Below are 14,232 nucleotides of genomic sequence, written 5' to 3'. Positions count from 1 at the left end.
CTTGGCTCGTCACCTCTACAGCTGCCCCCTGCGCTGGTCGGACATGGATGCCTTCGGCCACGTCAACAACGTGGTCTTCCTCCGCTACCTGGAGGAGGCGCGCATCGACTTCATGTTCCGGCTGGCGCCGGGGGACGGCTCGCCGTCGTTCTCGGGCGGGTCCGTCGTGGCCCGGCACGAGATCGACTACGTACGGCCGCTGGTCCACCGGCACGAGCCGGTGACCGTCGAGTCGTGGGTCACGAAGATAGGCGCCGCGTCGCTGACGATCGCCTACGAGATCAAGGACCCCGACCAGGTGTACGTACGGGCCTCGACCGTCGTCGTCCCGTACGACCTGGCGGCCGAGCGGCCCCGGCGGATCTCCGCCGAGGAGAAGCTCTTCCTCCAGCAGTACCTGGCAGAGGAGCCCGCCGCGGCATGACCGTGCCTGTGCAGTCGCTGCTGTTCGCCGACCCGAGGGAGGCGGCGGATCTCGCCGCCTTCCTCGGCCGGCTGCTCCACTACGACCGGGCCGCCGCGGTCCGGTTGCAGGCGGGCGGCGGCGACGCACTGGCCGTGTTCGGCCGGCCGCCCTCCTTCGAGGTCCTCGCCGTCCGTACGGCCCGCCTGGCCCGGCCCGAGACGCTCGACGTCACGGTGTCGGCCGGCGAGCTGCTGGAGTCCCTCTCCCTGTCCCCGTCCCCAGATACGGCCGGGGAGGGGCCGGGTGAGCGGGGCGGTGCGCTGCCCGAACCCGTCACCGGGCCGCCCTGGACCGGCGTCCTGCCGCCCCGGGGGCCCTGGCGCGAACAGGCCGGGCTGCCCCGGCCGGACGACCTGCGCGCCGCGCTGGACGCGGCCGTCGCCGAATTCCGTACGCGGGACGAGGCGCTGCCCGAAGAGCTGCGCACCCGCGCCGAACGCGACCGGATCGGCCGCGAGATCTGGTCCCGGCCCGTCGGCGCCACCGAACTTCCGCTGCGCGCGGTCCACGCCGCCCAGTCCCTCGGCTTCCTCCGTGCCGACCCCGGCTTCCCCGTCTCGCTCTTCGCCTCGGGCGGCTGGCTGCGGCTGCGGACCCCGTTCGGCTCGGTCGCCCTGCGCCGGGACCCGGTCGGCGGGCTGGGGTCGCTGGCTCTGACCGTGGGGCACGGCTGAGGCGGACGGGCCGCTGCCCGCTGCTCTCCTGCCGGAGTGTTTCGGTCCGCCGTGCCGACTCTCCTGCTGGAGGGGTCAGTCCGCCGTGTTGACCATCGAGGCCGCCGCGTACGTCAGGTAGTCCCACAGCTGCCGCTCGTGCTCCGGCGCCAGCCCCAGCTCGTCCAGCGCGACCCGCATATGGGCCAGCCACGCGTCATGGGCCGCCCGGTCCACCCGGAACGGGGCATGCCGCATCCGCAGCCTCGGGTGGCCGCGGTGGTCGCTGTAGGTGCGCGGGCCGCCCCAGTACTGCATCAGGAAGAGGGTGAAGCGCTCCTCGGCCGGGCCCAGATCCTCCTCCGGGTACATCGGCCGCAGCAGCTCGTCGCCCGCGACCCCCTCGTAGAAGCGGTGGACCAGGCGCCGGAAGGTCTCCTCGCCGCCGACCTGCTCGTAAAAGGTCTGCTCCTGAAGCGTGTCGCGCGGAATCTCTGTCACCCGTCCATGGTCGCAGACGCGGCGGCCGAGGTCAGGGGTCCTAGGACCAATGGCCGGGACCGCCTCCCGTCCGACCGCCTGCGGTCGCGTGCGGCCGCGTGCGGTCGCCTCCGCCGTCCCGCCGCAGGACAGTGGAGACATGGGCGCACACCGGGAAGTCCCCGCCGAGACCGGCTCCGGCCCCGAGACCGGCTCCGGCCCCGAGACCGGCTCCGGCCCCGAGACCGGCTCCGGCCCCGAGACCGGCTCCGGCCCCGAGGCCGACGAGGCGCGGCAGACCCTCGTGCGGAACATCGTCGCGCAGGGCGGGCTCACCGACCCCGCCTGGCGCCGGGCCTTCGAGGAGGTGGAGCGCCACCTCTTCGTGCCGTACTACTACGTGCACGGCAGCCGCGGCTACGAGCGGCTCTGGGGCGACGATCCGGACCCCGTACGCCGTCGGCGCTGGCTGCGCGGAGTGTACGGCGACGAGGCGCTGGCCACCCGGATGCGGGACGGCGAGCTCATCTCGTCCTCCAGCCAGCCCTCGCTGATGGCCCTGATGCTCGACGCCCTGGACCTGCGCGACGGCCACACCGTCCTGGAGATCGGCACCGGGCCCGGCTACAACGCCGCGCTGCTCTCCCACCGGCTCGGCGACACGGCGGTGACCAGCGTCGATCTCGACCCGGAGATCACGGAGTCGGCCCGCAGCCATCTCGCCGCCGCCGGATACCGCCCGACGGTCATCACCGGCGACGGGGCCCGCGGCTGCCCGCAGCGAGCCCCGTACGACCGGATCATCGCGACCTGCACGCTCCCCTCCGTACCGCACGCCTGGCCGGAACAGTGCGCTCCGGGAGCGCGGATCCTGGCACCGGTCGCGACCGGGCTCGTCTCGCTGGAGGTGCGCGCGACGGCGCACGGCCCGCGGGCCGAAGGGCACTTCCTGCACACCCCGGCGTACTTCGTGCCCCTGCGCGGAGCCTCACCGCTGCTGGAACCCATCGCGCGCCCCGGCGGAGTGCCGAGGCGCGCGATCGGGGACGAGCTGTTCCGGTTCTTGCTGACCCTGACGGCGGGCAGCCTCGATCCGCGCGAGGCCCTCTCGCTCTGGGAGCGCGAGGAGCACCCGCGGCGGGAGAGGTACGGCGTCACGGTCGCGGACGGCCGCCAGTGGTCCTGGCTGGACGACCCGGAGGGGCCGTACACCTGGCCGCTGGGCGGATGAGGGTCTTCAGTCCCGGCGGATCGTGATCGTCGTCCAGGCCCCGACGTGCACCTGGTCGCCGTCCTGGAGCGGGACGGGGACGTACGGCTGGATCGGGTCCTCGGCGCCGTTGAGAGTGGTGCCGTTCGTGGACTTCTGGTCGACCACGGACCAGCCGCCGTCGGGCTGCTGCACCAGCACCGCGTGCTGGTGGGAGACGCCCGGGTCCTCCGGCGGCACCGACAGGTCGATGTCCGGCGACTCGCCCGTGCTGTGCCGGCGGCGGCCGATGGTGACCTGGGTCCCGGTGAGCGGCAGGCGCTGCTCGGGGGAGTACGCGGGCAGGTTCAGGCCGGTCGCCTCGGGGCCGCTGCGCTGCATCATCGCCAGGAAGTACTCACGGTCCGGCGCGATGACGGCGGTCCAGGTGGTGGCGGTGGGCTGCTGCGGCTGTCCCTGACCGGGGACCTGGCCGTAGCCCTGGTTGCCCTGGCCCTGGTCGTAGCCCTGGTCCTGGCCGTGCTGTGGCCCGTTACGGTCGTAGCCCTGGTCCTGGCCGTAGCCCTGGTTGCCCGGGGCCGCCTGGTTCCGGTCGGGGTGACCAGTCTGCTGACCGCCCTGGCCTTGCTGACCGCCCTGGTACGGGGCCTGCTGCTGGAACGCCTGGGGCGGCTGCTGGGCCTGCTGCGGTGCCTGGGTCTGAGGCTGGGAGGGCGGCGACAGGACCCAGTCGTCGCCACCACCGCGCTGGCCCTGCTGCTGGGGCGGCGCGAAGGGCGAGGACTGCTGCGGCTCGAACGGTGAAGGCGCCTGCTGCTGGTGCGGAGGCGGCGGGCCCTGCTGCTGGAAGGCCGGCGGAGGCGGCGGACCCTGCTGGAACGCGTGCGGCGGGGGAGCACCCTGGCCACCCGGTCCGGTCCGGCCGCTCTGTCCTCCGGGACCTGCGGGGCCACCGCGCTCGTCCTGGCCGCCGTGGCCGGACGCGCCGCCGTGACCGGAACGGTCGCCGTGACCGGTTTGCTCCGGAGCGAGCGGCTCGGCCGGACGGTTCACCTGCGAGGGCCGCGAACCCTGGAACTCGAACGGGTCCCGATGCGGCTGGGACTGAGGCTGGGACGGAGGAGCGCCACCGGGACCGCCAGGACCGCCCTGGCCGCCAGGACCGCCCTGGCCGCCAGGACCGCCCTGGCCGCCAGGACCGCCCGGGCCTCCAGGACCTGCCTGGCCACCCGGGCCACCCTGGCCTCCAGGACCCTGCTGGGCCAGGAAGCCGGGCGGCAGGTTGAGACCGGGCGGCGGGCCGACGGGGCCACCGGACCCGCCCGGGCCGCCGGGCGTGCTGTGCTGCGGGGCCAGCGGCGTGTACGAGGTCGCCGTGCTGGTGATGAAGTTCCAGCGGCACTCCTCGCAGTACGGCGCACCCGCCTCACGCGGCGTACGGCACTGCGGGCAGAGCTCCGCCTGCATCGTCGGCGGGCCGCCGTCGTTGCCGACGGGCGGCGGGTAGCCGTAACCGGGCGCGGGAGGCGGCGGGGGCGGCGGAGGCACGGCGCCGGTGGGGGCGCCCGTTCCGGTCATGCGGTGTCCGCAGACCTCGCACCAGTCCTCGGAACCCGACTGGTGTCCGTTCGGGCAGGTCGGCATGTCGGCGCTTCCCCCTCTCCTCGTCCGGCCCCGGGGGCCGTCATGCTGTCGATCGGTCGTGACCGTTCGGCCACCGAGTGCTGCTACTTCTTGACGCGAACGGTCTTGGTGGAGCGCGTTTCGAGGGTCATCTCGTCCGCTTCCGCGACCTTCGCTTTCAGTCGCACAGTACCGGTCGCCGCATCGACGACGTCGACCACCTTCGAAAGCAGTTTCGCAGTGTCCTGGTTCCCGGATGCCGATGCCAATTGCACCGCACGGCCCAGTTTCGCCGTCGCACCGTCGAAGTCGCCCGACTTGCGGGCGTCCAGCCCCTGCTGGATGACTTGTGCCAGTTCCGCCTGACCTGTGTAGTGCGCGACCTGCGGATTGATCGAGGTCGACGCCACCATGTCGTCCGTCCACACCGCCCGTACGAGCCCCTGCGAGAGCACCTGCGGAGCCCCCGCGCCCGAGGGGTCGGGCAGGATCAGCGAGACCCGGGCCGCCAGCATCTCCTGGCCGATCCCGGCCTCGGGGACCAGGACGCAGACGTGGTAGTCGCGGGACTCGTCGCCCCAGGAACCGGTCGGGTAGTCCCCGGCGCGCGGGCCCGCCTCGGTGCGGCGGCCGGTCAGGTCCTCGACCGTCGGCGCCACCTGCTTCACGAACCGGATCTCCACGCCGACGGGCGTCCAGAGCCGCAGCGCCACGTCCGCGACCTCCTTGCCCATCGCGTTCTCCATCATCTGCGTGAAGTCGGCGGCGAGTCCGGCCGGGTCGGCGACGATGTCGGCGGTGCCGAGCAGCGCGGAGGCGATGGAGGTGACCTCCTTCACCTCCCAGTCCGTACCGACGCCCCGGGCGTCACAGGTGAACCGGCCCGCGCAGGAGTCCAGTGCGGCCCGCAGATCCTCCGGCGCCTCGTGCTCGTTGCGGCCGTCGGTCAGCAGGATGCCGTGCCGGATGCCGACGTCGGCGGAGGCGAGCAGCCGGTCGGTCAGCCGCAGCCAGGTGCCGATCGCGGTCCCGCCGCCCGCGCTCAGCCTCCGTAGCGCCTCCTTGGCCTGGGCCTTCGTCTGCGCGTCGGCGACCGCGAGCTGCCCGTTGCCGGGGTAGACGTCCTTGGCCACATGCGTCCCCGCGACCACCGCGAACCGCGTGCCCTCGCGCAGGGTGTCGATCGCGGCCGCCGTCGCGGCGCGTGCGTTGCGCATCTTCGTGGGCGGATAGTCCATCGAACCGGAACAGTCGACCATCAGCACCACCGCGGCGCTCGGGGCCTGCCCGGGCCCGGGCCCGTATCCGGGTACGTGTCCGGGTGAGGTCGCCGCGCGCGGCAGCGGGACGCCGCCGGTGGTGCCGCCGCCGGTGGAGGTGACGGTGACGATCGCGTTGACCTCGCGGCCGCCCTCGGGCAGGAACGCGTTCTGGTACACCTCGACGGAGAACTGCGGCACGTTCGACTTCGAGAAGTTGGCCATCCGGTCTGCTCCCTGAGACTCAAACGGTGGTGCAGGCCGATCCTGCCCCTTGCGGCTCCACGGCGAACGGCAGCAGAGCCACTGTTACGTTGTCGTGGCCCCCGCCGTCGAGCGCGTGCCCGACGAGCACCTGGGCGCCGTGCAGCGGTCGCCGGTGGGCCTCCGGAGGCACGGCGGCGGCCATCTCCTCGGCGGACTCCGCGTAGTTCCACAGGCCGTCCGTGCAGACCACCACCAGGCCGGGGCGGTCCGGCTTGAACGAGGCGGTGTGCGGCTCCAGTTCGTAGGAGTCGGCGCCGAGCCAGCCGGTGATGGCGTGGGCGCGCTCGTCCGCGTACGCCTCGGCCTCGTTCATCAGGCCCGCCGCCACCATCTGCGCGGCCCACGAGTCGTCCTCGGTGAGCCGGGCGGGCGGGCCGGTCCGGTCGTCCGGCACCCAGTAGACCCGGCTGTCGCCGACCCAGCCGACCACCAGCAGCCCGCCCGCCATGATCGCGCCGACCAGCGTGCAGGCCGGTGCGTTCTGATGGCGGTGGGCCTCGTGCTCGGCCGCCCCGGCCGGGCCCTGGGCCAGTGCGTTGACCGCCTCGGACGCGGCGACGATCGCCTCGTGCATCGCCTGCTGCGGGTGCGTGCCGCGCGGCAGCGACTCCAGCAGCGCCTCGTTGGCGGCGCTCGCGGCGGCCGCCGACGCCTCGTCGGGCCGGCTCGCCGAGGAGACGCCGTCGCAGACGATCGCCACGACGGCGGGCGAACCGTCCGGCAGCGCGGTCGAGGAGACCGCGAAGGAGTCCTCGTTACGGTGGTGGCGCAGGCCCCGGTCGCTGACGGCGGCCACCGAGCCGAGCTCCTGCTCCATGTGGTCGCGCTCGCGGGGCTGGGCGTGCCCGCAGTTCTCGCAGTACCCGTCGGGGTCGACCCGGCCGGACCGGCAGGCCACACAGACCTTGGTGCCGGAGGCGGGCGTCGGGGTGGGCTCCGCCGTACGGGGATCGGGGGCGGCGAGCGCGAAGTCGCCCGAGGCGCCCGGGGGTACGGCGGTGGCCGGTTCCGCCGCCACCGCCCGGTCGTCGTGGCGCACCGGGGGTGTCGTCGGCTGGTCGTCGTGGTGCGCCGCAGGCGTCGCCGGCAGCGGCGTGCCGCCCGAGTCCGTGCCGGGCAGGTCGGTCGCCCGGTGCACGGGTACGGGCACGTCGGAGCTGTCCGTCTCGGAGGCGGCCGGCCACTCCACGGCCGACACCGGCGGCGCGGGTGCGTCGGGCGCGGCGACGTGCGCGGGCGCGGCGGGCGCAGGCGGGGCCGCCGGAGCGGCCTGGGCTGCCGGCGGCACGGTGATGGGCATCGTCGGCCGGTCGCCGGAGCGGGGCGGCACGGCCGAGAGGTCGTAGCCGCACGCGCCGCAGAACAGGTCGCCGGACGCCGGCGGTTCCTCGCAGCCGGGGCACCGCGCCAGGGCGGGCTGCTGGTGGCTCTCTGACATCTTCACACCCACGTCCGGGGGCGGAAACGGTTGGCCCGCTCCACCAGTTCGATCCTCTCGTCGCCCCGCTGCGCGAGCCGGGCGAGCATGCGGTACGAGCGTTCCAGGCCCAACCGCAGCCCCCGCTCGTCCAGTTCGGCGTCGAGCAGCTTCCGGGTGCCCGGAGCTCCGGCGGCCGCCGGTCCGCCCGGCGGCGGGGCACCGGGACTACCGGAGAGTACCCAGTCCAGCGCCTTGCCCAGAACCTCGGTCGTCAACTGCTCGCGCCGCACCGGGTCCAGGCCGAAACCGGCCAGCGCCGCCACCTGGACGGCGGCCGCCGTCAGATCGGTCAGCAGGGGCTCGGCCGGGTCCCGCTCGCGCAGCCGGGCCCGTACGGCGGCGACCCGGGCCGCGGTGTAGTGGATCGACGCCTCCGGCACCGACTCCAGGGTGTGCGCCGCACCCGCCCGGTCCCCGGCGGCGATCTGCACCCGGGCCAGGCCGAACGCGGCGCTCACGAAGCTCGGATCGGTCGCCCATACCAGCCGGTAGTACTCGGCCGCGTTGTCCAGCTGGCCCAGCACCTCCGCGCAGATCCCCAGCGCCAGCTTGGGCGCCGGCTCCCCGGGGAACGCGTCGTACACCGCGTCGAAGGAGAGCGCCGCCACCTCGTGGTCACCGGTCACCAGCGAGGCGACGCCCCGGTACCAGACGACCCGCCAGTCGTCCGGGTGGCGGGCCTCCAGCGCGGTCAGCGCGGCGGCTGCCGAGTCCAGCTCACGCATCTCCAGCCGGGCCCGCAGCTCCCGCAGCCGGGTCTCCAGCGAGGCCGCGGGCACCGCCTGCAGCGCCGCGATCAGCTCGGCGGGTGCGGAGGCCATCAGCCCGGCGAGGAACCCGGCGTTCGGATCGTTCGCGTCGACCCGGGGCACCGGCAGCGCCAGAGAGGTGGCCCGCGCGTCGAACACGGCCAGCCGGACGCCTCCGGAGGTGCCCCCGGAGGTGCCGTACGGGGTGGTGGGGCCGGGCTGCGCGGCGGGGGAGGGCGGGGCCTCCCGGGGTGCCGGGACGGGGGCTTGCCCGTACGTCCGGGGTTGAGCAGGCACAGGAGCGTGGGCCGGGGGCGCGTACGCCGCTGCCGGTCCGCCGCCCCGTACATGCGTCGCCGTCGCCGTCAGCGGAGCCGCCCCCGCGGACCCCGGACCGGCGGGCTGCGACCCCACCGGCAGCGCACCCGCCACCGCCGACGTCACGGCTCCCGGAGCCACCGGCGCCGCACCGCCCTGCCCCGTTACGCCACCGCCCTGCGCCGGAATCCCCGGCAGCGGCCCCGCACCCGCACCGCCCTTGCGCCGTCCGAAGCGGCCACCGCGCCCCGAGGCAGCCGCCCGGGCGCCCAGCCGGGACACGTCGTCCACCTGCTCGGCGAACAACTCCGTGTCCATCACCCGCAGTTCCGTACCGAACAGCGTCGACAGCGCCGGTCTCGGCCGCCCGCTCTGGAGCGCCACGACCTCGCGCAGCACCCCCGTCAACTGCTCGGCCATCTCCGATGCGGAGGCGAACCGCCTCCCCGGGTCCGGGTCGGTGGCCCGGACCAGCAGCCGGTAGAAGGACTCGTAGGCGCGGAACACCTCGATGCTGTCCGGGTCCGGCAGCGAGTCCACGAAGACGTTCGTGTACCCCTGGAAGTCGAAGGTGAGGACCGCCAGCGTCCGCGCCACCGTGTACAGGTCGGAGGCGACCGACGGGCCCACCTCCGCGACCTCGGGGGCCTGGTAGCCGACGGTGCCGTAGATGGCGGACTCGTCGTCGTCCATCCGGCGCACCGCGCCCATGTCGATCAGCTTCAGCTGGTCCTCGGTCTGGATCGCGTTGTCCACCTTGAAGTCGCAGTAGAGCAGGTTGCGGCTGTGCAGATGGCCGAGCGCCTCCAGCGCCTCGATCCCGTACGCGCAGGCCTGCTCGACCGGGAGCGGGTCGCGCTTGCCGGACGGGGTGCGGCGCTGGTTGGCGATCTCCTTGAGCGCCTTGCCGCCGACGTACTCCATGACGATGTACCCGTCGAGCGAACCGGTCCGCTGGTCCAGGTGCTCCACGAAGTTGTAGATCCGCACGATGTTGGCGTGCTCGATCTCGGCGAGGAAGCGGCGCTCGGAGATGGCTGCCGCCATCGCGTCCTGGTCGCCGGTGTCGAGCAGGCCCTTGAGGACCACCCAGCGGTCCGACACGGCCCGGTCCACCGCGAGGTAGACCCAGCCCAGCCCGCCGTGCGCCAGACAGCCCACCACCTCGTACTGGCCGTGCACGATGTCGCCGCCGGTCAGCTTCGGCACGAAGGAGTACGGGTGGCCGCACTTGGTGCAGAACCCCTCGGTGCGGCCGGGCCGCTCCCCGCGCGAACGCCCTACCGGCGCCCCGCAGTCGGAGCGGGAGCAGAACCGCTTGCGCTCGGGCACCTCCGGGTTCTCCATCACCGCCGTACGCGGGTCGGGCCGCGGCACGTCCGGGACCTGCACCAGGCCGACGCCCAGCCGGCCCCGGGTGGAGGAGGCTGCCGAGGAGCCCGAGGAGCGTACCGAGACCGAACGGGAGGTGGAGGAGCCGGAGAGCGAGCGGGACAGCCGCCCCGACACCGAGCGCCGCGAGGTCGACGAACGCGACGAGGAGCGCGCGGAGGCACGGGAGGAGGAGCGCTGCGAGGAGCTGCCGCGGCTGCTCGCCCGGCCGCCGCCGCCCGCGATCCCGGTGGGCGGCGAGGAGACCATGCCCGTCGGCGAGACGACCGGGGCCAGACCGCAGGTGTCGCAGTACAGCTCACCGCCGCCCATGTCCTCGTAGGCGCCCTCGCACGCCGGGCGCTGGCACTGCGTACTCATCGTGTCTCCCCCTGATCGCCCCGCCGGTCCTCGGGCCCCCGGGGCCCGTCCGGTCCTTCGGGCCGTTGCGGTGTCAGCAGCTCGGCCGCCGCCTGCTGGTAGCGCAGCACGTTCTGCTCGGCCACCCGCAGATCGCACGGGGCGCTCCACAGCATCCGGCGCGCCGCGTCGTACCGCTCGATCAGCAGCGGGTCCTCCGCCAGACCGTGCCGGGCCACCTTCGCCTTGTACGCGTCGAGCCGGCCGCGCAGCTCGGCCCGGACCGCCAGCGGGGCCGTCACCGAGGTCAGCGACTCCCGGGCGCGCAGCAGCTCCTCCTCGGCCTCCTGCTCCAGCGTCTCCAGGAGCGGGGAGAGCCGGTTCCACTGGGCGCGCCTGCGGTACTCGGCGGCGATGTCCAGCCGCTCCTGGAGTGCGGTCGCCGGTCCGCTGACGGCGGGCACCTCGGACGCGGCGATCTTGGCCAGCACCTCGCCGCGCGCCGCCCGCGCCTCGGTCAGCGTGCGGTCGGCGCGCGAGAGCACGTCCCGCACCCGCATCAGCCGCGCCTCGGCGTCCTGCCGCACCGCCAGCACCGCCTCGATCTCCCGCCGTACGTCCTCCAGCGCGCGGGCCGCCCGGTCGTACCGCGAGGTGTCCGGCCGGCCACCGCCGGGCGCGGCGCTGCCGGGGCCCGGCAGCCAGAACGCCAGCGGGTCGGAGATCACCTGCACCCGCAGCGTGGTCAGCTCCTCGGTGATCTCCTCCAGATCGTCCCCGGCCGGATGCTCACCGGGCCGCACACCGACCGAGTGGGCCAGCGAACGGGTGCGGTGCAGCTCGGCGGCGAGCAGGTCGATCCGGGCGGGCAGCGCCGACCAGACGGAGTCCGAGGCGACGACCATGTCCAGCGACCTGGCGTACAGCTCGTTCATCCGGGCCACCAGCTCCTGGAGCGAGAACCGCTCCGAGAGCCGGGCCGGTCCCGTCACCGAGGACGGCGGCACCGCACCGGAGTTGGCGACCGTGACCGCTTCGCCGCGCAGCAGCTCGGTCAGGGCCGCCAGATCCTCCCGGTTCGGGTGGCGGCGGCGCGCCCGTATGTCCCGGGCCTCCTCCAGCGCGCCCGCGTAGGCGTCGAAGTACCCCCACAGCAGCGTGATCGACTGCTCGGTCGTGGCCCAGCGCTCCCGGGTGAGACCGGTCAGCTCGGCGCCCTCCAGGAGGCGGCGGCCCGCATGGTCCTGCAGGGCGAGGAGCGAGGTCTCGATCGCCTCGTGCTCCGCGCCGAGCCGGGCCAGCGCACGGTCCGCCTCGTCCCGGTCCATGACCGGGCCGGGGGGCCTCCCCGCGAAGCTGGGGAAGGATCCCGCGACGCCCATCGATCACCTCTCCGCTCTCGCCGCCGGGCCGGTGGGCCCGGACGGGGTCAGTTGCTCCGGTACGCGCGCGACCGGTCCGGTCCGTACGCGGTCACCGCCGGTACGGACGCGGCCCGGCGCGCCGGGGTCACTCGCTGCGGTACTTCGGGGCCGGTGGCGCCGATATACCGGGTAGGCCGGCCGCCAGCCACTTGCGGTACGACACCATCCAGGCGCTGTCCTGCCCGCCCGCGCGGTAGTCGACCAGGACCTTGTTGACCCGGGCCACCAGATCGTCGGCGCCCTTCTTCGCCGCCACACCGTAGAACTCGGTGGTGAACGGCCCCGCGCCCTTGAGGGCCACCGCCGGGTCCTGCGCCGCCTGCCCGGCGCCGAGCGCGTTGTCCGTGAGGACGGCGTCGACCTCACCGAGCTGGAGCCGGACCAGGCAGTCCAGCTGGTTGGGGACGGTCAGCCGGTCCGGGTCCCGGTCGGTGCCGTCCATCTCGTCCTTGAATATCGCCCCGTACGACTCCTTCTCCAGCGCCTCGTACGCGGTGGTGCCCTCGCCGGAGCAGACCCGCTTGCCCTTCAGCGATCCGTCGTACCCCGTGATGGCGGAGTCCTTGGGGGCCAGGATCTGCTGGCCGGTGCGGAAGTAGGCGGTGGAGAAGGAGACCTGCTCCAGCCGCTTGCAGTTGATGGTCATCGTCCGCACGATGACGTCGACCCGGTCCCGCTCCAGAGCGGCGATGCGCTGGTTGGTGGGGATCGCCCGGAAGATCACGGCGTTCGGATCGCCGAGGATGTCCTTGGCCAGCGCCCGCACCAGGTCGATGTCGAACCCTTCGAGCTCACCGCTGTACGGGTTGCGGTAGCCCCAGCGGTAGCTGTTCTGGTCGACGCCCGCGACCAGCTTCCCGCGCGCCTTGATCTTCGCGATGCCCGGCCCGTCCGCCGACGAGGGCGGCAGGCTCGCCTCGGGATCGGTGCACGCCTCGGCCCGCACCGGCAGGGTCGCCGTCGTCCCGCCGCCCACCGGGTTCGCCCCGGCGGTCCCCCCGCTGTGCTGCGAGAGCGGCAGCAGCGTGAGCGCGGCGGTGATCACGCACGCTACCGCCATCGCCGTCACACCACCCCAGCCGCGCAGCCGGACCCGTGAGGTACGGCGCCGCGCCCACGTTCTCGCCCTGGCCATCGCTGCCCCTCTCACCGGTACTCCGAGAGCCTGCGGTTGACCCCGAGGATCGCGGCGACCGCGCCCAGCACCGCCAGCGCGGCGGCTCCGGTCGGCAGGCCGCGCAGGGCCCCGCGCCCGTCCTCGGCGGCCGCGGTGAACTCGCCCTGCTCATGGGCGAGCGCGGTCCGCAGCGCGGTGTCCACCTGCTGGAAGGACTGCCCGGTGGAGTCCTTCGCCCCGATGATCTGCTTCAGCGCACCGTCGTAGTCGCCCTGGTCGTCCGTGGCACGCGCCTTGCGGTGGCGGTCCTGCCACTCGGTGACGCTCCTGGCGGCCCGGGCCACCGGGGCGCTGCCGCTCTCGTCGTCGGCGAGCCGCTCGGCCTTCTTCAACTGCTCCTGAAGGGCTTTCATGCCCGTCGTGTAGTCCGTCTCGTACTGGTCGGCGGAGCCGTCGGCGGTCAGCACCGCGCCGCGCGCCACCAGCGTCAGATTCTCGTTGGCGCGCGCCTTCAGGGAGTTGATGCGCGCGTTGTTGAGCACGTCGAGCGACTCCTGGCCCTGCGTCATCGCGGACCGCAGCTCGGTGCGGGCCACCGTGTGCCCGACCGCCAGCCAGAGCAGCACCACCGACGCGGCGGCCGTCGCCACCAGCAGCCCGTGGTTGAACACCCGGTTGGTGCGGCGGTAGTTGCGGCGCTGCATCCACACCAGCGCGCCCAGCACCACCAGTCCGGCGGCGAGCGAGAGGAAGGGCCACCGGCGGGCGTCGGCGGAGTCCCGGTCGAGCCGGCCCGTCTCCGCCGCGTACAGCCGCTCGGCCGCGGGCAGCAGCTCGTTCGTCATCTTCTGGTTGGCGTACCGCAGATAGGCGCCGCCGAGCGGAAGCCCCTGCCGGTTGTTGGCGCGGGCCCGCTCGATCAGGCCGGTGTAGACCGGCAGCAGCTCGTTGAGGGTGGTGATCTCCTGCCAGGAGCTGGTCGACGAGTCGGTGTTCGCCGACGCCTTCACCAGCAGCCGGGCCGCCTCCTCGATGTCCTTCCGATACTGCTCCTGCACGGCCTTCGGCTCCTGCGCCCCCGCGAGGAAGCCGCCGGCCGCCATCGTGTCCGCGTCGGCGAGCGAGCGGTAGATGCTGGCCGCGTCCGCGCTGAGCGGCTGGCTGCGCCCCACCACGTCGTCGGCGGCGGAGGCCCGGTGCGAGATCTCCAGGGCGGTCACCGCGCCGAACGCCACGACCAGCAGCGCCAGCACGGCCCCGATGATCTGGAGGCGGCCGGGCTCGGTCGTCGCCACGGCGCGCAGCCGACGGCTCTGCGCGGCCCAGGAGCCCGGGCGTTGAGCGGGCAGGCCGGCCGGCGCGGGCGCCTGCTCCGGCGCGCGCTGCGTCTGCGGGCCGCCCTGCGGCAGCTGTGTCACTCGACCTCCCCCTCGGTCACCGACGGTGCTCCGGACC

Annotated in this window: 11 protein-coding genes; 3 read left to right on the top strand and 8 right to left on the bottom strand. The window is 74.1% G+C overall.

Annotated elements, in window-relative coordinates:
• Nucleotide 1: 1 nt before the first annotated feature.
• Together ACQP09_RS10170 and ACQP09_RS10165 are read left to right on the top strand one after the other, a co-directional pair.
• Complete coding sequence (locus tag ACQP09_RS10170) at nt 2–424, top strand: acyl-CoA thioesterase (RefSeq protein ID WP_007448086.1); 423 nt, start codon at nt 2–4, stop codon at nt 422–424.
• Nucleotides 421–1,140 carry a hypothetical protein gene (locus ACQP09_RS10165; protein ID WP_433397749.1) on the top strand — a complete coding sequence of 240 codons (720 nt, stop codon included), beginning with the start codon at nt 421–423 and terminating at the stop codon, nt 1,138–1,140. Before ACQP09_RS10170 ends, ACQP09_RS10165 begins: the two co-directional genes overlap by 4 nt.
• 75 nt (nt 1,141–1,215) lie before the next feature.
• Here the strand turns inward: ACQP09_RS10165 and ACQP09_RS10160 are convergent, their stop codons facing one another.
• A complete protein-coding gene (locus ACQP09_RS10160; RefSeq protein WP_433397747.1) occupies nt 1,216–1,620 on the bottom strand; it encodes a globin in 405 nt (134 codons plus the stop codon).
• Between the two features lie 139 nt (nt 1,621–1,759).
• Here ACQP09_RS10160 and ACQP09_RS10155 point away from each other — a divergent pair, with 139 nt between their 5' ends.
• Complete coding sequence (locus ACQP09_RS10155; protein ID WP_433397745.1) at nt 1,760–2,830, top strand: methyltransferase domain-containing protein; 1,071 nt, start codon at nt 1,760–1,762, stop codon at nt 2,828–2,830.
• Nucleotides 2,831–2,836: 6 nt separating this feature from the next.
• On the opposite strand, the gene ACQP09_RS10150 is transcribed toward ACQP09_RS10155, so the two are convergent.
• The 7 genes from ACQP09_RS10150 to ACQP09_RS10120 all read right to left on the bottom strand — a co-directional run bounded on the left by ACQP09_RS10150 (nt 2,837) and on the right by ACQP09_RS10120 (nt 14,195).
• The gene (locus tag ACQP09_RS10150; RefSeq protein ID WP_433397743.1) at nt 2,837–4,453 is read right to left on the bottom strand and encodes an FHA domain-containing protein; all 1,617 of its coding nucleotides are present in this window, start codon (nt 4,451–4,453) and stop codon (nt 2,837–2,839) included.
• Nucleotides 4,454–4,536: 83 nt separating this feature from the next.
• On the bottom strand, nt 4,537–5,916 hold the full coding sequence (locus ACQP09_RS10145; protein WP_433397741.1) for a vWA domain-containing protein: 1,380 nt from the start codon (nt 5,914–5,916) through the stop codon (nt 4,537–4,539).
• A gap of 19 nt (nt 5,917–5,935) precedes the next feature.
• Nucleotides 5,936–7,396, bottom strand: a complete 1,461-nt coding sequence (locus ACQP09_RS10140; protein WP_433397739.1) for a protein phosphatase 2C domain-containing protein — start codon at nt 7,394–7,396, stop codon at nt 5,936–5,938.
• A gap of 2 nt (nt 7,397–7,398) precedes the next feature.
• Complete coding sequence (locus ACQP09_RS10135; RefSeq protein ID WP_433397737.1) at nt 7,399–10,257, bottom strand: tetratricopeptide repeat protein; 2,859 nt, start codon at nt 10,255–10,257, stop codon at nt 7,399–7,401.
• The gene (locus ACQP09_RS10130; RefSeq protein ID WP_433397735.1) at nt 10,254–11,618 is read right to left on the bottom strand and encodes a hypothetical protein; all 1,365 of its coding nucleotides are present in this window, start codon (nt 11,616–11,618) and stop codon (nt 10,254–10,256) included. Before ACQP09_RS10130 ends, ACQP09_RS10135 begins: the two co-directional genes overlap by 4 nt.
• A gap of 127 nt (nt 11,619–11,745) precedes the next feature.
• Nucleotides 11,746–12,795, bottom strand: coding sequence for a glutamate ABC transporter substrate-binding protein (locus ACQP09_RS10125; protein WP_433397733.1), 1,050 nt, complete (start codon nt 12,793–12,795; stop codon nt 11,746–11,748).
• Between the two features lie 11 nt (nt 12,796–12,806).
• Nucleotides 12,807–14,195 carry a hypothetical protein gene (locus ACQP09_RS10120; RefSeq protein WP_433397731.1) on the bottom strand — a complete coding sequence of 463 codons (1,389 nt, stop codon included), beginning with the start codon at nt 14,193–14,195 and terminating at the stop codon, nt 12,807–12,809.
• Nucleotides 14,196–14,232 lie beyond the last annotated feature (37 nt).

Source organism: Streptomyces sp. CA-146814, assembly GCF_050942385.1.
GTDB lineage: Bacteria > Actinomycetota > Actinomycetes > Streptomycetales > Streptomycetaceae > Streptomyces.
This window is presented reverse-complemented; position numbering and strand designations above follow the sequence as displayed.